The 18,643-nt window shown below is 60.6% G+C and carries 17 protein-coding genes; 8 read left to right on the top strand and 9 right to left on the bottom strand.

From position 1 onward, the window contains the following. Window positions 1-58 precede the first annotated feature (58 nt). Window positions 59-1,450: a serine hydrolase gene (locus tag GY725_06520; protein ID MCP4003833.1), complete on the bottom strand. Its 1,392-nt coding sequence runs from the start codon at window positions 1,448-1,450 to the stop codon at window positions 59-61. 402 nt (window positions 1,451-1,852) lie between these two features. On the opposite strand from GY725_06520, the gene GY725_06525 reads away from it, so the two are divergent. Then, the gene (locus GY725_06525; protein ID MCP4003834.1) at window positions 1,853-3,631 is read left to right on the top strand and encodes a methyl-accepting chemotaxis protein; all 1,779 of its coding nucleotides are present in this window, start codon (window positions 1,853-1,855) and stop codon (window positions 3,629-3,631) included. A gap of 28 nt (window positions 3,632-3,659) precedes the next feature. On the opposite strand, the gene GY725_06530 is transcribed toward GY725_06525, so the two are convergent. Beyond that, window positions 3,660-4,427 (bottom strand): DUF4111 domain-containing protein, encoded by a 768-nt coding sequence (locus tag GY725_06530; GenBank protein ID MCP4003835.1) that lies wholly within the window; start codon window positions 4,425-4,427, stop codon window positions 3,660-3,662. Window positions 4,428-4,519: 92 nt separating this feature from the next. Here GY725_06530 and GY725_06535 point away from each other — a divergent pair, with 92 nt between their 5' ends. Further along, a complete protein-coding gene (locus GY725_06535; protein ID MCP4003836.1) occupies window positions 4,520-5,194 on the top strand; it encodes a class I SAM-dependent methyltransferase in 675 nt (224 codons plus the stop codon). A 17-nt stretch (window positions 5,195-5,211) separates the two neighbouring features. On the opposite strand, the gene GY725_06540 is transcribed toward GY725_06535, so the two are convergent. Further along, entirely contained in the window at window positions 5,212-5,805 is a 594-nt protein-coding gene (locus GY725_06540) for a TIGR00730 family Rossman fold protein (protein ID MCP4003837.1), read from the bottom strand. A 59-nt stretch (window positions 5,806-5,864) separates the two neighbouring features. Between GY725_06540 and GY725_06545 the strand changes: the two genes are divergently transcribed. Further along, on the top strand, window positions 5,865-6,134 hold the full coding sequence (locus tag GY725_06545; GenBank protein ID MCP4003838.1) for a hypothetical protein: 270 nt from the start codon (window positions 5,865-5,867) through the stop codon (window positions 6,132-6,134). Here the strand turns inward: GY725_06545 and GY725_06550 are convergent. Beyond that, window positions 6,116-7,099 (bottom strand): MBL fold metallo-hydrolase, encoded by a 984-nt coding sequence (locus tag GY725_06550; GenBank protein MCP4003839.1) that lies wholly within the window; start codon window positions 7,097-7,099, stop codon window positions 6,116-6,118. The genes GY725_06545 and GY725_06550 overlap by 19 nt on opposite strands. Before the next feature lie 114 nt (window positions 7,100-7,213). Between GY725_06550 and GY725_06555 the strand changes: the two genes are divergently transcribed. From GY725_06555 to GY725_06575, 5 genes are all read left to right on the top strand, one after another. After that, a complete protein-coding gene (locus GY725_06555; protein ID MCP4003840.1) occupies window positions 7,214-8,581 on the top strand; it encodes a selenium-binding protein in 1,368 nt (455 codons plus the stop codon). Window positions 8,582-8,615: 34 nt separating this feature from the next. Further along, window positions 8,616-10,445, top strand: coding sequence for a c-type cytochrome (locus GY725_06560; GenBank protein ID MCP4003841.1), 1,830 nt, complete (start codon window positions 8,616-8,618; stop codon window positions 10,443-10,445). A gap of 76 nt (window positions 10,446-10,521) precedes the next feature. Continuing rightward, on the top strand, window positions 10,522-11,238 hold the full coding sequence (locus tag GY725_06565; protein MCP4003842.1) for a hypothetical protein: 717 nt from the start codon (window positions 10,522-10,524) through the stop codon (window positions 11,236-11,238). 145 nt (window positions 11,239-11,383) lie between these two features. Continuing rightward, window positions 11,384-12,457: a ferritin-like domain-containing protein gene (locus GY725_06570; GenBank protein ID MCP4003843.1), complete on the top strand. Its 1,074-nt coding sequence runs from the start codon at window positions 11,384-11,386 to the stop codon at window positions 12,455-12,457. An 84-nt stretch (window positions 12,458-12,541) separates the two neighbouring features. Next, window positions 12,542-13,600 (top strand): GHKL domain-containing protein, encoded by a 1,059-nt coding sequence (locus tag GY725_06575; protein ID MCP4003844.1) that lies wholly within the window; start codon window positions 12,542-12,544, stop codon window positions 13,598-13,600. Window positions 13,601-13,785: 185 nt separating this feature from the next. Here GY725_06575 and GY725_06580 read toward each other — a convergent pair whose 3' ends face one another. The 5 genes from GY725_06580 to GY725_06600 form a co-directional block, all read right to left on the bottom strand. Then, entirely contained in the window at window positions 13,786-14,193 is a 408-nt protein-coding gene (locus tag GY725_06580; protein MCP4003845.1) for a response regulator, read from the bottom strand. Between the two features lie 177 nt (window positions 14,194-14,370). Further along, a complete protein-coding gene (locus GY725_06585; GenBank protein ID MCP4003846.1) occupies window positions 14,371-15,711 on the bottom strand; it encodes an SDR family NAD(P)-dependent oxidoreductase in 1,341 nt (446 codons plus the stop codon). Window positions 15,712-15,718: 7 nt separating this feature from the next. Beyond that, window positions 15,719-16,717 (bottom strand): SyrP protein, encoded by a 999-nt coding sequence (locus GY725_06590; protein MCP4003847.1) that lies wholly within the window; start codon window positions 16,715-16,717, stop codon window positions 15,719-15,721. A 35-nt stretch (window positions 16,718-16,752) separates the two neighbouring features. Continuing rightward, window positions 16,753-17,130, bottom strand: a complete 378-nt coding sequence (locus GY725_06595; protein MCP4003848.1) for a hypothetical protein — start codon at window positions 17,128-17,130, stop codon at window positions 16,753-16,755. Between the two features lie 29 nt (window positions 17,131-17,159). Beyond that, entirely contained in the window at window positions 17,160-18,440 is a 1,281-nt protein-coding gene (locus tag GY725_06600; GenBank protein MCP4003849.1) for a cytochrome P450, read from the bottom strand. Window positions 18,441-18,643 lie beyond the last annotated feature (203 nt).

Here is an 18,643-nt window from a genome sequence, read left to right on the forward strand (position 1 = left end):
GACTTTATCACGAGGATCCGCTTGCTCTCAGTCGACAACAGGGCCAGGAACATGCGCTTCAGGGGATCGCCCTCTCTGTTCCGGTACGGGGTGCGGCGCGCAGACCGACTTCCAGGTATCCGGGCCGACCTTCGGCATCGAACTCACTGAAGATCACGGGCGAACGCACCAGACCACTGGGCGTTTCCGCAACGAAGGTATCTCGCGAGATGGCGCGCAGTCTGGTCCGCGCAGCGGGGAGCAGACTCAACGGTGGTTTGAGGCCGCTGGCACTGACTACGAGGCCACCCTCTTCGAGGCGGACCTCGTAACCTGTAGATAGTCGTTCGTAGCGCCCTACGAAAGCGGAGAGAGGAATCTCCAGCGTTGGAGATTCCTCGGGCAAGGCCGGAAGCGATACTCCGCAAAGCTCCCCCAGTACCTCCTGGAAGACGTCGCGGTACAGAGCGCTCGCCTCTCCACCCGTCGTCAGCAGAGAGACGATCGTGCCGCTCTCGGGATGAATGCGCAGGAATGAAGCCTGTCCGATCGTGCCACCGTCGTGGCCGATCACGCGCTGACCGCTCCAGTCGAATTGCATCCAGCCCAGACCCTGGCCGTCGGTCATGGCGTGCGGAGGCATCTCGAAGCGGCGTTCCTGCATCGCGGCGACGGATTTGGCGGAGAGCAAGCGACTTCCATCGGGTGCCAGCCCCCCCTTCAGGTGCAGTTGGGAGAACGGGATCAGGTCTCGCGCGCGCGCAAACGGCGTCGCTCCCGCCGGACCGTTGGAGCGAGACAGGCGCCAGATCGGGATCACGGACGCTTCGCCGCTCTCGCCGAGTGCAATATGCCCGACAGCCGCTCGATGCAGGATGGCCTGCTCCGGCTCGGTTCCCATGGCAAACAGACCCAGGGGCCAGAGAATCTGTTCGGTGAGTACGCTATGCCAGGGTTTGCCTCGGAGTTTCTCGACAATGCGTCCGGCGATGACGAAACCGGCGTTGCAATAGGAGAGCTTCTGGCCGGGCCGGTGCAGCTGCGGAAGCGCAGAGCAAGCGAGGACGTAACGCTCCACGCAGTCGTCACCCGGACCGGTATCCAGGAAGTAGTCGCCATCCATCCCACTGGTGTGGCTCAGTAGCTGGGCCAGAGTGATCTCTTTACTGGATTTTTCATCCGCGACCTGGAACTCGGGCAAGACACTCTGTACGGGGGCTTCGAGTTCCACCAGTCCGTCGTCCACGAGTTGCATGATCAACGTAGTGGTAAAGAGTTTCGTGATCGATCCAATCTGAAAAACGGAATCGGGAGTTGCCTGGACTCCGGTGTTGCGATTCACGACACCGGCCGCGGCCTCGAAGAGTTCATCTCCCCGACCCACCGCGAGTGCTGCACCCACGACTCCGCGTTTTCCCGACCACTCGATCAATTGAGTGCTCAGGGCTTCGAGATGGGATTCGAGACTCATGGCCAGTTTCCTTTTTCAGCGACGCGATCGGTGTCCGAAGGGATCGACGGTGTTCTCGCCTGGACTCGTGATGGGACTGAATTCCGAGTATGCCCCAGTCTCTGTTCGAAGTGGATCCGGTCGGGGATTCGCAGACCGTAGCCAGGGTTCCTTCAAGGACCTGCGCGGTCACGTACTGGTCTAGTCTGCCCTGCCTGACAACAGCCTCCTTCACGGTCCTGGGCCTGATCGTTTCTCGGTCGAGATGGGCAGAGTGCACCTAGCGAAGCGAATCCGTGCCTAAACTTCTCAAAGTCGACTACCGCACTAACCATGATAGGCACGATTGACATACGGACGGAAGGAGCATGGGATCAGTCCGGCCAACAGCCTCAGAGATTCCAGTTGCAGATTGGAAACGATGTGAACGCTATCCGCTCGAGTCTACTGGCGCGAATGCTCGGGCTCTTTGCGGCCTGTTTTGTTTTTGCCGTCGGCACGACGTTAGTCGTCTCGATGATCTTGTCGTCGAGTGCCCAGAAGAAGCAACTCTCGGCTGCTCAGGGACTGCTCGAACGCGAAGGTGACGTCCAGGAGAAGCTCCTGACCGAGGGCTTGCAGCGCAAGGCAACCTCGCTGGCCGAGCTGCTGGGAATGATCGCCCAGGAGCCGATCCAGAACTTCGACTACTCGGTTCTCGAACAGTACGTCGTGGCGGCTGGTGAAGATCCGGATATCGCATCCGTCGTGATCCGGGATGCGGCCGGTGAGATCATCGTCGGCAAGCCGCCACAACCGGGTCTCCATCGGGTTTCCCTGGACATCGTCGCCTCCGGCGAGAAGCTCGGGGAATTGGAGATTGGGCTGCTTCTGAATCGCATCGAGACCGCCCAGGCCAATGCGGTGGCTCGTAGAGGCGAGCACGAGCGAACGATGCTCGACGATGCAGCCGAAGCCAAGACAAGCCAGTTGATGTGGAGTGGACTCCTGGGTCTTCTGGTTCTGGGGTCGGGTCTGATGTTTGCCCTTGTTGGAATCAAACGATCTCTGATCGAGCCTCTGGGACAGACCATGAACGTTCTGGAGGCCGTGGCCGCGGGAGATCTCTCACAACGCCTCGATTACGCAGGAGAAGACGAGATTGGTCGTATGGCCACTGCTCTCAACGCGGCAATCTCGAAGATGCGCGCAGCTCTGACCGAGATCGAGGAGGCATCGAAGCGCGAACGGGAGAGCGCGGAGGAACTGAGTGCCAGGGTCGATCGAATGCTCGAGACCGTAGATGCTGCAAGCACCGGAAACCTGAACCAAGAATTCGACGAGAGTGATCTCTCCAGCGGGGACGCCCTGGGGCGAATGGCCGTCGGTCTGCACAAGCTGCTGACCGATATGCAGCAGAGCATTCGTTCCATCGCGGACAACGCCAAGGCACTACAGGGCACTTCGGAGTCGATTGACGGCGTAAGTCAGGCAATGGTGGACAATTCCACCGAGACGTTCTCGCGCAGCAACTCGCTCTCGAATTCGGTGAGAGAGATGTCGGATTCGATTTCCTCATCTGCCAGCGCGGCCGAAGAGATGAGTCTTACGATCGGGCAGATTGCCGATAGTTGCGGCGAGACCGCCACTCTTTCGAGGAGCGTCGAAGCCGCTGTCGAGAGCGCGGATCAGACCTTTGGTCTGCTCTGGCAGAGCAACGAGGAGATCGGTGAGGTGACCAAGGCCATCATCACGATCGCGAGTCAGACCAAACTGCTGGCCTTGAATGCGACGATCGAGGCCGCCGGTGCGGGGGAAGCGGGTCGGGGATTTGCGGTCGTAGCCAACGAGGTCAAAGAACTCGCCCAACAGACTTCTGAGGCCACCGAAGGCATCACCAGTACGATCGGCGACATCCGACAGAACTCCGGCCAGGTCAAGGAAGCGCTCACGGGAATTCGAGAGTCCATCGCCGCTCTTTCGAAGAACGCCAGCTTCGTGGCGGCTGCGATCGATGAACAGACGATCGCCTCGGAGGAGATTGGTAGAAACATCCAGCTCACCGCGGCGGGCAGTCAGTCGATCTCGGGTTCGGTTCAGGCGGTGGCAGAGATCGCCAAGCAGACATCTGACGGGGCGGACCAGGCCAAGGCTTCGGCGGACGAACTGAGGCGGATGGCAGAACGACTCGAAAACTCCATCCACCGCTTCGAGGTCGGTTGATCGGTTAGCGGCACATCGGGCTGCGTCGTCATGCGTTGATCCGAGCGATCACCAGATCGACAAAGGCCACGGTCTCGGGAAGCGTCGCCGCGTGCTCGACCGGTTCTTCTCTCCAGGCGTCTCGCCAGGTGAGGGCGCGTTGGATCAACTCGGAGTATTCGGGTATCTCCTCGGACGCCCAGGCCGCCGCACGCCTCTTGGAGACGTGTTCTCCCAGAGTGTGCGCATACAGCGCCCTGCACAGTGTCAAGATCGTGTAGGCCTGCTCTTTGCGCGGGATCGCATCTCGCACCCGATCCGCGAAGGCGATTGCGTACTTCCGAACCGCGTCGATGAACTCCTCTCTTGCAATGGGCTCGATCAATGATCCCGGAGGAGGTCCAAAGAGCGCTATACCCTGCTCGCGCACCAGATACCAGTTCATCAGGTAGTCCGGACCGGACGACTTCAAGTGGAACTCCTCACCCGGACTGATGGCGGTGATCGGGCTGGTTCGAGAGCGGAAGGTTCGCAGTCCTTCGACCGACTTGTAGAGAACCTCGACGCGATCTTCCCAGTCGGGGTTGTCGTGCGCGCAGTTCCCGTGCATGGCGCTCAGGGCTTCGAACTCCGACGGGTCGATCTCTGTCGAAGTGACTGCCAGTAGATCGACATCGCTTACACCGGGGTCGAAGTCGCCGGTCGTGAGTGATCCAAAGAGATAGAGGCCGATGAGTTTGCGTCCCAGGATGCTCTTCATCTGGCCGAGCAACCCGGCCAGAAGCTCATTGGCGTCAGCAAACGGTGTTGGATCCACGTCCCGAACCTAGCTCAGCCGATGGAGTCTTGAACAACCCGGAGTCGATGAGAGTCCCACTTCGGACGACGGTTTGAGGAGAAGCTACGGCGATGGATGAGCTGGCCCGCCTGTATCGCGCGGATTTCGATCGCATCTCGGCGTTTGGGCCTCAGCTCTGGAACCACAATCTCGTTTACCACGACTTCTTGATCAAACAACTCCCCTCGCCCTGTCATCGGGCTCTCGATCTCGGTTGCGGTACGGGAAGCTTCTCTCGGCGGCTGGCCAGATGTGCGGATCGAGTCGTCGGTCTCGATTTCTCATCCAAGATGATCGAGGTCGCAAGACGCCACTCGCAGGGTTTCGAGAACATCGACTATCGCGTGGGTGAAATCCTGAAAGAGGAATTTCCTCCCGAGCACTTCGATGCCATCGTCACGCTCACGACCTTGCACCATCTTCCAATGGCCGAGACCCTGACCCGCCTGGTTGCCATGATTCGACCCGGGGGAGTCTTGATGGTGCTCGATATTCCCCTGGAGCACGGCCTGATCGACTATGCGCGCGCTGTCATCGCAGCGCCTGTCAACCGGGTACTCAGAGTTCTACACAATCGAAGTCTGAGAACCGACCCGGCCGAAACTGCGGCCTGGCTCCAACACGGGGCCAGAGACGTCTATCTGCCGCTGAAAGAAGTGCGTTCCATCTGTCAACAGGTTTTGCCCGGCGCGCGAGTTCGCAGACATCTACTGTGGCGCTACTCGATCGTGTGGCGAAAGAATTAGCCTCTCCAGCCGTACGGCTAGACGGTGTCGCGATCGATCCACTTGTCGGTGCTGGCCGGGATCCACGCCTCGAGCCGCTCGATCAACCGGGCCAGATGATCTTCGAAGATCACGGACCGGCGGTTCTCGGGTTTGAGAAAGCGTTGCGCGGTCGCTGCGTCCAGAAACTCTCGCAACGGTTCGAAGTAGCCGTCGACGTCGAGTACGCCACAGGGTTTCGCGTGAACTCCGAGTTGTGTCCACGTCAGCGCTTCGAAGAACTCGTCCAGCGTTCCGAAGCCTCCGGGGAGCATCACAAAGGCGTCGGCCGAGTCGGACATCACTGCCTTGCGTTCGTGCATGGTGGATACCACGCGGAGTTCGGTAAGGCCGTCATGGGCGACTTCATGACTCTTCAGCGCTTCGGTGATCACGCCCAGAGCTTCGCCGCCGTGCTGCAAGCAGGCATCGGCGAGGATTCCCATCAGCCCGACAGAAGCACCGCCGTACACCAGTCGGATACCGCGACCGGCCAGTTCGCGCCCGAGATTCGCAGCTGCTTCGCCATAGGCCGGAGAGGCCCCGGGGCTCGAGCCACAGTAGACGGCGATCGACAGGATGGTTCGCGACATCGAAGCTTCCTCGTTTGATGGACTGGAGCGGTATATCGTCCAGGCGGCTCCAAGTCCAGATGGCTCTGATCTGGGGATGTGTTTACGTCGCGGTCGTACTCGCGGCGAGGACGCCCCCCATTCTGTACTGCCTGGGCCTTGGATCGGTGCTCGTGAACGCGGGCTGGCTTCCGAAAGAATCGGATGCTTTCATCCCGGCCTATTCACTGGCGGACTACTTCTATGTTCACGGCATTCTGCCTGAACATCTCGGTGCCAATCACGATCGCAATGTGGAAGCGGTACTGTTTCGGTCAGAAATGACCGATCTTCAATTGCTCGTCATGTAGATGTCCAGTTCGCCCTCTGATCTTCGCTCGATCAGGCCCTTTTTCTCCAGGTAGCGGATGTGGGCGATCGCCTCGCCAGTCGCGAACCAGCGCTGCATGATGGGGAACTCCTCCCAGGAGCGCGCGCGGATGTCCCAGCTCATTCGACCTGCGATGTCGTAGGCATTGAGTGGTTCATCCCTGAGAATCGACACGACCTCGTCCGCTCGATCGCGGTGGTGTTCGAGCAGTTCGTCGATACGCTCACTGCAGTTTTCGATCAAGCTGCGATGGCCCGGCAGGCAGAGATCGATATCGAGCTTGCGGGTCCGTTCCAGACTGCTCTCGAAGTCGCCTAACGGATCTTCGTCGTAACCCCAGGCCTGCAGATTGGGGGTGATGTCGCCGAGAATGTGATCACCCGAGATCAGGAACTTTGCGGTCGGTTCGTGAAGACAGATGTGTCCCCCGGTGTGTCCGGGGGTCGTTACGACGGTGAGGTTGAAGTCTCCGATGGGAAAACTGTCACCGTCCTTCAGTCCGACGTAGTCCACCGACTCCTTCGGGCCGTCTTTGAATCCGGGATGGTTCTTGAGCGACGCGCGCAACACCTCGCCGGGGAATCCCGCCTTTACGGCCAGTCGTCCCATCGGACCGCTTTCGGTCCAGTAGTCGTGATCTCCACTGATCGCGGCGGCATCGAGTTCGCCCATGAAAGCGCGTGAACCCTCCTTGAGCAGGGTTGCGACCAGGCCTTGATGGTCGGCGTGGTAGTGGGTGGCGATGATATCGGTACGCTCTAGATCGATACCGATCGAGTCGAGCCCCGATTCGATGGCCTCGCGGCACTCGTCGCGGTTCATGCCGGTATCGACGATCAGATTGCGATCAGGCGAGGTGAACACGAAGGAGTTGATCTCGCGCAGCGGGTTTCCGGACAGGGGCAACACAATCCGGTAAAGACCGGGCATAATCTTCTCGACCATCTAGACGACTCCTCGGTTTTCGATGGTACCAGAGGATGACGGATCTCGGGGTTGGTACCCGAGTCGCTCCCGTGTTCTAGAATCACAGCTGAACCTTCGGGAGGAGATCGCCCTATGATCGCGCACGGACGCCTTCGAATCGCTGGACTGACGTTATTGCTATCGTGCCTGCTCGGTCCTTCCGTACCGACTCATGCCGATGAGACCTGCATGTCCCCCTATATGGCGAAGATCGTCGGCCAGGAGGACTTCGTCTATGTCTGGACGCTGGGCATGGAGGGCCTGGGTGACGAGCAGGATAAACTCGTCACGATCGATTCCCGGCCGGACTCCGCCACTTTCGGCAAGGTGATCCACAGTCTGTCGGTGGGAGGACGCAATGAAGCCCATCACTCGGGGCTGACCGATGATCGGCGCTTTCTCTGGGCGGGTGGTCTGGACACGAACAAGATCTTCATCTTCGATGTCCACTCCGATCCGGCCAACCCCAAGCTCGAGAAGGTGATCTCGGATTTCGTCGCTCGCAGCGGCGGTGTAGTCGGGCCGCACACTTTCTACGCATTGCCCGGACGGATGCTGATCACGGGCCTATCGAATAACAAGGATCACGGAGGGCGCTCAGCGCTGGTCGAGTACACCAACTCCGGAGAGCATGTGGTCACCCATTGGATGCCCATCGATGGAAATCTGCGGGGCAGCCGGAAGACCGGCGAGTTCGCGGATGGCTACGACTACGACGCCCGGGTACAGCCGCGTCTCAACGCCATGCTCAGTACCTCATTCACTGGCTGGTCGAACTACATGATGGACTTCGGGAAGATGCTCGCCGACAAGGAGGCGATGAAGCGTTTCGGGAGCACTGTGGTGCTCTGGGATCTTCACACCCGCAAGCCGAAACAGATTTTCGACGTTCCGGGGGCGCCGCTCGAGGTGCGCTGGGCCTGGGATCCGAAACACGACTACGCGTTTACTTCCACGGCCTTGACGGCACAACTCTGGCTGATCGAGCGAAAGCCCGACGGCGAATGGAGTGCCAGTGCCGTGGCCGATATCGGTGATCCATCAAAGGTTCCGCTGCCCGTCGATATCTCGCTTTCAGCTGACGATCGCCTGCTCTGGGCGAGCACGTTCCTGGACGGGACCACGCGATTGTTCGACGTGAGCGATCCCCACCACCCCAAACAGATCTTCAGCGAGAAGATCGGCAGCCAGTTGAACATGGTTTCCCAGAGCTGGGACGGAAAGCGCATCTACTTCAGTACCTCACTGCTCGCCAACTGGGACAAGAAGGGCGCGGACAACGAACAATTCGTGAAGCTCTACCACTGGAATTCCCAGAAGCTCGAGCACATCTGGACGGTGGACTTCATCGAACAGAAGCTGGGCCGGGCTCACCAGATGCGTTTCGGTTCCTACGCTCTGTACGCTTCGGATGGCGCAGAGGTGGGCCCACCGGAGACCCTTGCGCACATACAGAAGTAGGAAGGGCTTGCGAACCCCCGAGTTCATTCGGCCCATGCTACGAATCGCTGCGGTGATCGCGATCGCAACGACGATCTCGATGACACCCCTGTCGGCGCAGGAGTCAGCGCCCGCGCCGGGTTACGGCCCGTTGCAGTTCGCCGCACCCGTACCGGGTTCCTACACATTGCCCCCGATGGGGGATGCAGCGGATGGCGCTGTGCTCGACGAGCGCGGCCGCTCTCGGCGACTCCACGAACTCTACGACACGCGGATCGTGTTGCTGAGTTTCGTCTACGCGAGCTGTGCCGACGCGAATGCCTGTCCGCTGGCGACGGCCGTGATGCACGGAGTCAAGACCCGGTTGGAGCGCGATCCGGAACTCGTGGAACGGGTCCGGCTCTTGACTCTGAGTTTCGACACGAAGCGCGACACGCCCGAAGTGATGCGCGAGTACGGTGCGAGTGTTCTCGAAGGGCGCATCGAGTGGAAGTTTCTCACAACTGCGTCCCAGACAGAGCTGGCACCCATCCTCGAGAACTACGATCAGGAAATCCGCCGCGAGAGGGACGTCGGAGGAGATTCGACGGATCAGATCTCGCACGTACTGCGCGTCTTTCTGATCGATGGGAATCGACGGATTCGCAACATCTACAGCAGTTCCTACCTGCACGCCGAACTGCTCCTGAGCGATATCCACACGCTATTGCTCGAGGAGGAACGAGGTCTCCGCAGGAGTGGGGAACTCGTCTCTGATCCGGCTCCGGCGACGCCGCGTTCCCTGGATCTGATGTCGTACGCGGAGCGGCCACCGCTCGGGCTTCCACCTCTGCCCGTGCCCGAAGACAGTCCGCTTACCCGCAGTCGAATCGCGTTGGGCCGCAAGCTCTTCTTCGATCGTCGCCTGTCTCTCAACGGCACGATCTCATGTGCGATGTGCCACATCCCGGAGCAGGGATTCACCAACCGCGAACTTGCCACGGCTGCCGGAATCGAAGGCCGCACCGTGCGTCGCAATGCACCGACGATTCTCAACGTGGCCTATGTCGAGCGCCTGTTTCACGACGGTCGCGAGAGCCGGCTCGAGCAGCAGGCCTGGGGGCCGTTGCTTGCGAGCAATGAAATGGGCAACCCGTCCATCGGAAGCGTGATCGAGAAGCTCGAAGCCCTGCCGGATTACTCGGGTCTGTTCCAGGCGGCGTTTGCGGGCAGGGGGCCGGGCATGGAAACGCTCGGCATGGCGCTGGCCAGTTATCAGCGCACTCTCCTCGCTGCGAACAGTCGCTTCGATCGTTGGTACTTCGGGGGTGACGAGAGTGCGCTCGACGAACCGGCCGAACGCGGATTCCGGCTGTTCTCGGGTAAGGCGGGTTGCGTGGCCTGCCATCCAATTGGACAGGCAAGATCCGTCGAAATCGGCGCGTTGTTCACCGACCACCAGATGCACAACACGGGCATCGGCTACCGGCACTCGATGGCGCTGCGGCCGAACGGGCAGCGGGTCGCGCTTACACCGGGCGTCTTCGTCGAGGTCGGACAGGATCTGCTGGCCTCCGTTTCGGAAACCCCGCCCGGGGATCTCGGGCGCTACGAAATCACGCTGGACCCGCGCGATCGTTGGAGCTACCGGACTCCGTCCCTGCGCAATGTGGCTCTGACGCCGCCCTACATGCACGATGGATCTCTGGCGACGTTGCGCGAGGTCATCGACTACTACAATCGAGGCGGGGTGCAGAACGAGGCGCTCGATGCGCGGATCCGGCCCCTGGGATTGAGTTCCCGCGAAGTCGAGGATCTGGTCGCCTTTCTTTCCAGTCTCACCGGAAATTCCGTGGAGAAGCTCGTTCTCGATGCCCATCTGGCCCCGATCGGCGATCCGAAATAGCGAATAAGTTTCTCAGACGGTGCTATCCTCTACAGGCCCGGCGCATAACCAGACCGTCGGCGAAGGGAGATCGACCATGGCCTCTCGCAACCGCATCCGTCCGATCGTCGCACTTCGCGCAATCCGCGAGTCGAGACAAGATCCAGATGACACCGCCGCCGCAATCAAGGTCATTGCGGCAATCTCGGGGAATTCGGGTCGGCGAGGCTTCAAGCGGTTCCAACGCTCTGAGCGCGGCGCAAAAATCCTACGCGAGAAGCGGGATCTGTACGACGTCTTGACCGATGTCGAGCGCATGAAGGCGATGCCGCTCGGTTCACTCGGGAGGACGATCATCGAGTGGTTCCAGCGCGAGAACATCAGCACCGAGGGCCTCGCGCAGGCGAGCGAACAGGCGTCGACGGCACTCGGGCGGCGGGATGTCGACGAAGACGAGCGCACCTACAACTCACGCCAGCGCAATCTCCACGACGTGTTCCACGTACTCGCCGGCTACGACCGCGACCTGCTCGGGGAGTCCGCTGTACTCGCCTTCACGATCGGCCAGGACTGGGACCGAGGCGTGGCCTACCTGGTCTGGAGTTCACTGCGTGAATCGGGCTGGAACACGGAGGCGGGCAAGCTGATTCGCGCGGGGTATCGACGCGGCAAGAGCGCGGATTCACTGGTGGAGCAGGACTGGGAAGCGCTCTTCGAACGACCGATCGACGAGGTTCGCGAGGAACTCGGAGTGGGCGCTCCGCCGGTCTACGAGCAGATGCGTTCGCCCGGTGCTCCCGTGCTCAGTACCTGATCTTCGCCGCACTACGCATGAGGCGGGTCATACCCGCTTTATGCGTAGTGCCGATATAATCCCCAGAAGCTATCGGTCGCGTTTCACGCGACTCGGTAGGTCTCATGTTCATTCCGGGGCCCAGGTCCCGACGGAGGAATCCTATATGACGACGGCATCTGACACCGACCAGGACCAGGGATACAAGACGCCCATGAGCGTGGCCTGGGAATTCGACTACAACATCGACGTCCAGCCGATCCAGAACCTGTACGAGAAGGCGAAAGAGCTTCAGTGGAATGCCACGACGGATATCGACTGGGATCGCGAGGTCGATCCGACTCGGCCAATTCTCGAAGGCGAGGGCTTCGGGTTCAGCCACATGCCTTTCTTCAAGCGGCTCTCGAAGACCAAGCAGGAAGCCCTTCGCGCTCACTCCGCGGCTCATCGGCTTTCCCAGTTCCTGCACGGGGAACAGGGTGCATTGATGACCGCTGCGACGTTGGCGCATTCGGTGCCGGATTACGAAGCGAAGCTCTACTCCTCCACTCAGGCCATGGACGAAGCGCGTCACGTCGAGGTTTTCGAGAAGTACGTACAGAGAATCGCGATCGTCTATCCGATCTCGCCCTTTCTCAAGGGACTGATCGATGCAACGCTCAAAGCCGACCACTGGGTAAAGATCGCAATCGGTATGAACGTCGTGGTCGAAGGTCTGGCGATGGGCGCCTTTCACAATATGATCCAGATTTCGGGTTGCGATCTTCTGCGCGACATCGTCGTGTTGACGATGCGCGATGAAGCTCGTCACGTGGCTTTCGGCAATCTCTACGTCAAGCACGCGCTGGCGCAGATGCATCCGGACGATCGCGAGGACGCGGCGGATTTTGCGCTGATGGCTCTGACGAGCATGGCGCCGACCCGAGAAAAGGCCGGCGACTCGCGCTCCGGCAGCAACCGACGCGATCCGAGCTTCGTCAAGGTACTCGAAAACTGCGAGATCGACGTCGAAGACTTCGCCAAAGGCATACTGGAGGCGGAGGAAGCCGGCATCAGCCTCGAACCGCGCGGGGGAACGGTCAACATCATGCGTGATCTCGTCATGCCTTCGCTGTCCAGAGTGGGCGCGATCACGGATCGCACGCGCGCAATCCTGGAAGAGCGCGGCATTGCGCTGAACGAGGACACCAGCGTGCTCGAGAGACTGGAAGACGTAGACACGGGCATCATCACGCTCTGATACACGACGAAACGAGGACACACTCGGCAACGGCGTTTTGCAGGGCTCCCGTCCTGGGAAGGTGCTGCTACGCTGGTGGCTCGAATGAAAGTTCCGGCGCCCCAACAAATCCAACAGTTCACGGCGATCCACGCATTTGGGATCGTGATCGCGGTCGCGACCTTCGCGTTCGATCTGCTGGTGCCTCTGGGCGTGGCCGCTGCAATTCCCTATACGCTGCTCGTGCTGCTGAGTCTGCGTTCTCCCGGACCGGGGCTCACCTGGTTCGCGGCGATTTCGGGAACGGTCTTGACCGTGACCGGCTACGCGCTTTCACCCGAAGGCGGCGTTCTGTGGATGGTTCTGACGAATCGCTTCCTGGCACTCTTCGTGATCTGGCTGACGGCCTACTTCTGTTTCGACCACAAACGACACAACCGCAGTATGCGAGAAGCGCAGCGAATCGCAGTGAAGTCGGAGAGGATGGCGAGTCTGGGAGAGATGGCTGCGGGTGTGGCGCACGAGTTGGGCAATCCCCTGGCGGCCCTGCAGGGTCGGGTCGAGTTGCTCGAGATCCAGCTGAAGTCGAATCGGGCCGATGACCAGGCGATCCGCGGTGGCATGGAGATCATCTACGAACTCAGCGAGCGCATGGCGCGCATCATTCGCGGGATGCGCACGTTCGCGCGAGATGCTTCGAGCGACCCACTCACCCCCGTGTTTGTATCCGAGCTGATTCGCGACGTGCTGGAGTTCTCGAAGGATCGCATGCTGAAGCTGGGTATCGATGTTCAGGTCGACGGCCTGGACCCCAAGCTGAGGGTTCCCTGTCGCGAAGCCCAGATCAGCCAGATACTGGTCAATCTGCTCAATAACGCTGCAGACGCGATTCACGAACTCCAGGAGCGCTGGATTCGCATCCAGGTGTCCGCCAGCGAGGACACCGTGCAGATCTCGGTGGTCGACAGTGGCAAAGGCATTCCCGAAGAACTCCGCTCGAAGGTGATGAAGCCCTTCTTTACGACGAAGAAGGCGGACCGAGGAACGGGACTGGGGCTGAGCATCTCTCAGGGAATCATCGAAGCCCATTCCGGCTCGCTGTGGATCGACGAGAACTGTCCCAACACGCGATTCGTGATGTCGCTGCCGAGGATCAATTCCTAGGGAACCTCTGCACAGAGAGGCTGCGGCTGCGAAGCGCGATGCATCCGCCTGCGCTGCGTCGCGCGACCTTCTGCAGATCTACGGATCTGCGATCGGATCACGCTTCTTGCTCAGGCGGCGACTCCCGCTTCTCGCTCGAATCCTCCCTGTGCAGAGATTCCCTAGCGGCCCCGCCAGCGGTAGGGCTATGTGGACTGTTCGCTCCCCAGAAGGCTCTGGACCAACGCCGCGATTGTGGGCAGCTGGAAGGGCTTTTCCAGGTAGGCGCTCACCCCTTGTCCGATTGCAGCCCCTTCGCTCTCGGGTTCTCCAAAGGCGCTCATCAGAATGATCGGGAGATCCGGGTGGCTCTTTCGAATATCCTGCGCGAGCTGAAGCCCCGTCATACGCGGCATGTGGGTATCACTGAGAACGAGCGCGGGCATGCGAGATCCACTGCCCATCTTCGCCAGAAGCTCTTCCGCCAGTGCGAAGGCACAGACCTGGTAACCGAGCAGCTCGAGGTACTCGTGCATCAATGCCCTGAAGGCGTCATCGTCATCGACGACGAAGATGAGATTGTCCGCCGGATTCACCACTTCACGCGGCTGCAACCTCTATACCAGCCGCCATGACCCCTGCGTGGCGAGCAGACCCCGTAGAGGGGGATCGAAGGGCAGAAAATGCCGCAGATGTGAGGCAAACTGTACCGCAGTGGGTCGAGAGGAGGTGCGGTACCGCGCCCCCTTGTCGCACCGGAGCAGTCGCACCGGAGCAGGAATCGATTGGAGCTACCGCTGACCCTGAGTGGCTCTCGGGGGAAAGGAGTGACGTTCGAGTCCTTCGAGGCCCCGAGCGAAGATCGAGGTCACGATGCGCTCGAGCAGTCCGCCGAGGCCCGGAATCTTCGACTTGAATCGGCAGCGCCAGGTCACCAGAGTGCCATCGCCATCCGGCTCGAAGACGACCTCGCCTTCGTGATCCTTTATCGGGAAAGGCCCGCTGATCACGGTGTAGGTCATGCGTCTCGGTGGGTCGAAGCTGAGTACCTGCTCGCGTACTCCGCCCGTGAAGCTGCGCACGGCCCCGACCCCGTTTGGATCGTGTTGCCCCTTCGCGACCAGGCGAGAGCCCGGAGTTCCCGCCCATTCACTCCAACGGGCGTGGTCGGTGTACACGTCCCAGACCGCCCGAGGCGGAGCCTCGAATCGACGGCGAACCTCGACGCTGCGCATACCACGCGCGCGATCGATGTCGGCTTCGCTGGACAGATTGCCGACGCCCGCGCGCGCGGACACATACAGGGCCAGCGAAGGGGACAGACGCCAGAGCCACTCGACCAGATAGGAGTCCCAACCGACGGGCGCACGCACTCGACCGCGCTCGACGGCGCGGATGATCGTCTTTGCGACTTTCTCGGGGGACAGAAACATGCGCGCTACGCGCGGCTCGTTCCCCATCTCAGCCATCATCTCCCGGTTCGCTCCTCGCGCAGCTTCGAAGAGCCCAGTGCGGATTCCGCCCGGGTAGATGCTCGTTAGTTTCACATTGCTTCCGTGCAACTCTGCGGAAAGCGACTCGCTGAGGCTTCGAATGGCGCCTTTCGATGCCGAGTAGCCGCTCTGCCCGGGGAAGCCCATTACCGCCGTACTACTCGAAATATTGACGAGCTTCGCGTCTTTCTCGCGTTTCAGATAAGGGAGAAAGAAGTGGCAGCCGTGCACGACTCCCCAGAGGTTGATTCCGATCAACCAACGCAGCTCTTCGAGACTGTGATCTTCAAAGCTGGCGGCAACCGTGACCCCGGCGTTGTTGATCAGAATGTGAATATGTCCGTGTTCGGTGAGAATCTCTTCGGGAAGGAGCTTCATCCTCTCGGCGTCTGAAACATCGGCGATATGGGTCGAGGCCACGCCACCGAGTTCTTGCACGCGGTTCGCCACTTCCCGGAGTCCTTCCGCATTTACATCGACCAGGGCCAGTCGACAGTCGCGAACCGCGAGTGCTTCGCTGAGCGCGCGACCTACGCCACTTGCGGCTCCGGTCACGACGGCGACGCGGCCCTGCCAGATTCCCGCGCCGGAACTGCGCGACCCGGTGATTGTGGAAGGGGTGGGGCGAGTCGGTTTCATCGCTACATCAACGAGTCGGGGATGCTGCGAACGATGCCAGCACCTTGCGCGTTCCCTGGAAGATGCGGCGGCCGTGTTGCGCGACGTAGTTGTCGACCAGGGCCGCGTCACCCGGCTGCCAGGGAACGTCGAAGATGAGCTCTTCGGCGATCTCGGCGGCGCGCTGGGCTCCCTTCACGTCCATGGGGGAGCCATCGCCAAAGGTGACGGCCTTGCCCGGATCGTTGCGCTCGTCCTTCCAGCTGGTGAAGGCGGTGATCAGCTGGTTGAAGAAAGCCTTGCGTCCACTTTCCAGTTCGCGCACCGCGGGCAACCTCGGCGTGGTGACACGCAGGCTACCGTCGTCCAGGAATTCCCACGTGTATCCGAGCTCGCTCATGCGGGTTTCGGCGGCCTCCCGGGTTTCCACACTGAAGGTGCTCTTCCAGTTGCGACCCATTCCTGACTGCGGGTCTTCTTCGGCCGGCATGGTGTGGGTGTACTTCAATCCCTTTTCCTCACAGGTGTGTGCGAACTCGGCACACTGCTCGACCAGCCTTTCCCAGAGTACGTCGGAGCGACAGATGGACGACGCGCCACCGACATCAGCGGCGGTATTGCAGAAGAAGAAGAGCTTGCTCGGGAAGAACGGAGTCTGCGCCATCTCGTGATGCAGATTGATCGTCACTTCGGGTGGCGCCTCGTTGGCAGAAAAGACGCGCGGGGTGTAGTTGACGCGCACCGCGTTGGACAGGGAGTCGTCGTAGGCGAAGCAGGGCAGGTCGAAGGCCGTGACGAAAGCGTCGAAATCCTCAGGAGTCACCAGTGGGAAGCCGCGGAAGAAGACTGCGCCGTGCCGGCCGGACTGCGCGGTCAGTTCACTCGAGTGTTCCCGCGCCCAGTCTGCGGCATCAGTGGGACTCGCCCCTTCCGTGCTACAGACGTACGCCAGCGGAAACACACTGTCGTAGTGTTTCTGCTGATCCGGTACGGCCGTTGTGGTGACCTCCAGAGGTGTCTTGCTCACGTTGTCTCCACTTCAGAGTTACGACGACGTCGGATTCAGGTCCAGCAGAGCAATAGCTTCAACGGGCTGCGGCCGGTCACTCGCGTCATACCCACGACGTAGACCAGACCGATGACACCGTCGAAGACGACCAGGCCGTACTGCCAGGACTCGGCCAGGCCCGCTGGGACTGCGTAGATCACCGAGCAGACTGCAGTCAGGCGCACCAGTCCCTGCCAGAAGATCACCGGTGCGCGCGCGGCCATGTCCTTGGACGCCCACATCAGGCATGCGGCCGCCATCATCAAAAACGTACCCAGCGTCATCAGTGGCACGAGTTGGTTGGGTTGTGGGTCAGCCAGTGCGCCGGCCCAGGTCCCCGCACCGACCAGGCAATCAAGGGCTCCTGTGATGAACACGAATTTCTGCAGCATGGCTTCGGCCTCGCTCGATCCAGCTGAAATCAGCTCGGATCAAAGGTAATGGGCATCTGCTTGATGCTCGGGATGAAGTTGGACACCAGGCGACTGGGTGTGCCTGCCAATTTTGGGTTGCGCATGCGCGGAATGATTTCCTCGAACATCACGATCAGTTCCTTGCGCGCCAGATGTGAGCCCAGGCAAAAATGTTGTCCGATGCCGAAGGTACGGTGCTCATTCTTGAGTTCGGGCATTCTCTGAACGCGATCCACATCGAATTCCTCAGAGTCGTCGCCAAACACGCTCTCGTCGTGGTTTGCCGAGGGGTAGTACATGCGCACGATGTCTCCCTTCTTCACGTCCTTAGCGCCAATCTTTACGTCGTCGGTTGCCGTGCGCTGCATGAAGTTGAACGATGGGTGAAAGCGCAGGACCTCTTCCACGGCATTCGGGATCAAGGAGGGATCGTCGACCAGTTTCTGCAACTGATCGGGATGTTCGATGAGTAACCGCATTCCGTGACTGGTGGCGGTTCGCGTGGTTTCGACGCCACCCGCGATCAGGATCAAGAAGAAGGTGCAGAACTCGAACTCGTTCAGGGCTTCGCCTTCGACGGCACCGCTCAAGAGGGCGTCGAGTACGGTGCCCTTCTTCGGATTGGCCTTGTGCCGCGTGGCCAGTTCCATTGCGATCTCGAAGATTCGTGCGGCCGCAGCCTGCCCGTCTTCGGGCGACAGGTTCAGTTCCGGGTCGTCCATGCCTATCATCGTGTTGACCAGGTCGGAGAATTCCTGACGCTTTTCGACAGGCATTTCGGTGAGTGCGCAGATCACGAAGAGCGGCATCTCTGCTGCGACTTCGGAGATGAACTCACAGCTTCCCCTCGAGGCGACCTTGTCGATGATGGCGCGAGCCCGCTCTCTCATCATCGGTTCCAACGCCTCTACCGCCCGAACGGTGAACGCGGCGCGGACCACCTTGCGGTACTGGGTGTGAGTGGGTGGATCCATGTTGATGATCAACTGGCGCATGAGTTCTTGCGCAGCGGGGTCGACACCGGCCGGGTGCGGATGCGCGAGGTTGGCGGCCGAAGAAAACAGGCCGGGATTTTTCGAGATGAAGTCGATGTCATCTCTTCGGGTAATGGCCCAGAATTCGCCAGTGTGGTCGGTGGCGTCTTGGAGGGCGACCGGGCACTCGCGTCTGAGGGTGGCCAGATCCTCGAAGGGAACGCCTCGGCTCATGCGTTCGGGATTCATAAGGTCGAACTGATGCGGACACCGGTCGCTCAATCTCTTGTCCTCCGGAAATTGGAACCCCAGCATATCGGAGAATCCCGAGTGAGACCGGCCCAGGGATCTCGCGCCCACCTTCCGGATCGATTCGGGCTAGTGTCCTGTTTCAGAAGTTCCATCTCGAATTAATTGAAGTGTTCAGGAGTCGGTCTTCCCAGAGTAGAATGGAGGGCAGACGATGGGGCAGAGAGGACGACCACGCGCAGCGGTGACGCTGACGGACGCGGAGCGCG

The organism is bacterium, assembly GCA_024226335.1.
Classification (GTDB): Bacteria; Myxococcota_A; UBA9160; order SZUA-336; family SZUA-336; genus JAAELY01.

Coding starts and splice junctions, on each gene's coding strand:
- GY725_06520 (MCP4003833.1), bottom strand. CDS start 1,450: ATGAGTCTCGAATCCCATCTCGAAGCCCTGAGCACTCAATTGATCGAG.
- GY725_06535 (MCP4003836.1), top strand. CDS start 4,520: ATGGATGAGCTGGCCCGCCTGTATCGCGCGGATTTCGATCGCATCTCG.
- GY725_06540 (MCP4003837.1), bottom strand. CDS start 5,805: ATGTCGCGAACCATCCTGTCGATCGCCGTCTACTGTGGCTCGAGCCCC.
- GY725_06545 (MCP4003838.1), top strand. CDS start 5,865: ATGGCTCTGATCTGGGGATGTGTTTACGTCGCGGTCGTACTCGCGGCG.
- GY725_06550 (MCP4003839.1), bottom strand. CDS start 7,099: ATGGTCGAGAAGATTATGCCCGGTCTTTACCGGATTGTGTTGCCCCTG.
- GY725_06555 (MCP4003840.1), top strand. CDS start 7,214: ATGATCGCGCACGGACGCCTTCGAATCGCTGGACTGACGTTATTGCTA.
- GY725_06560 (MCP4003841.1), top strand. CDS start 8,616: ATGCTACGAATCGCTGCGGTGATCGCGATCGCAACGACGATCTCGATG.
- GY725_06565 (MCP4003842.1), top strand. CDS start 10,522: ATGGCCTCTCGCAACCGCATCCGTCCGATCGTCGCACTTCGCGCAATC.
- GY725_06570 (MCP4003843.1), top strand. CDS start 11,384: ATGACGACGGCATCTGACACCGACCAGGACCAGGGATACAAGACGCCC.
- GY725_06575 (MCP4003844.1), top strand. CDS start 12,542: ATGAAAGTTCCGGCGCCCCAACAAATCCAACAGTTCACGGCGATCCAC.
- GY725_06585 (MCP4003846.1), bottom strand. CDS start 15,711: ATGAAACCGACTCGCCCCACCCCTTCCACAATCACCGGGTCGCGCAGT.
- GY725_06595 (MCP4003848.1), bottom strand. CDS start 17,130: ATGCTGCAGAAATTCGTGTTCATCACAGGAGCCCTTGATTGCCTGGTC.
- GY725_06600 (MCP4003849.1), bottom strand. CDS start 18,440: ATGCTGGGGTTCCAATTTCCGGAGGACAAGAGATTGAGCGACCGGTGT.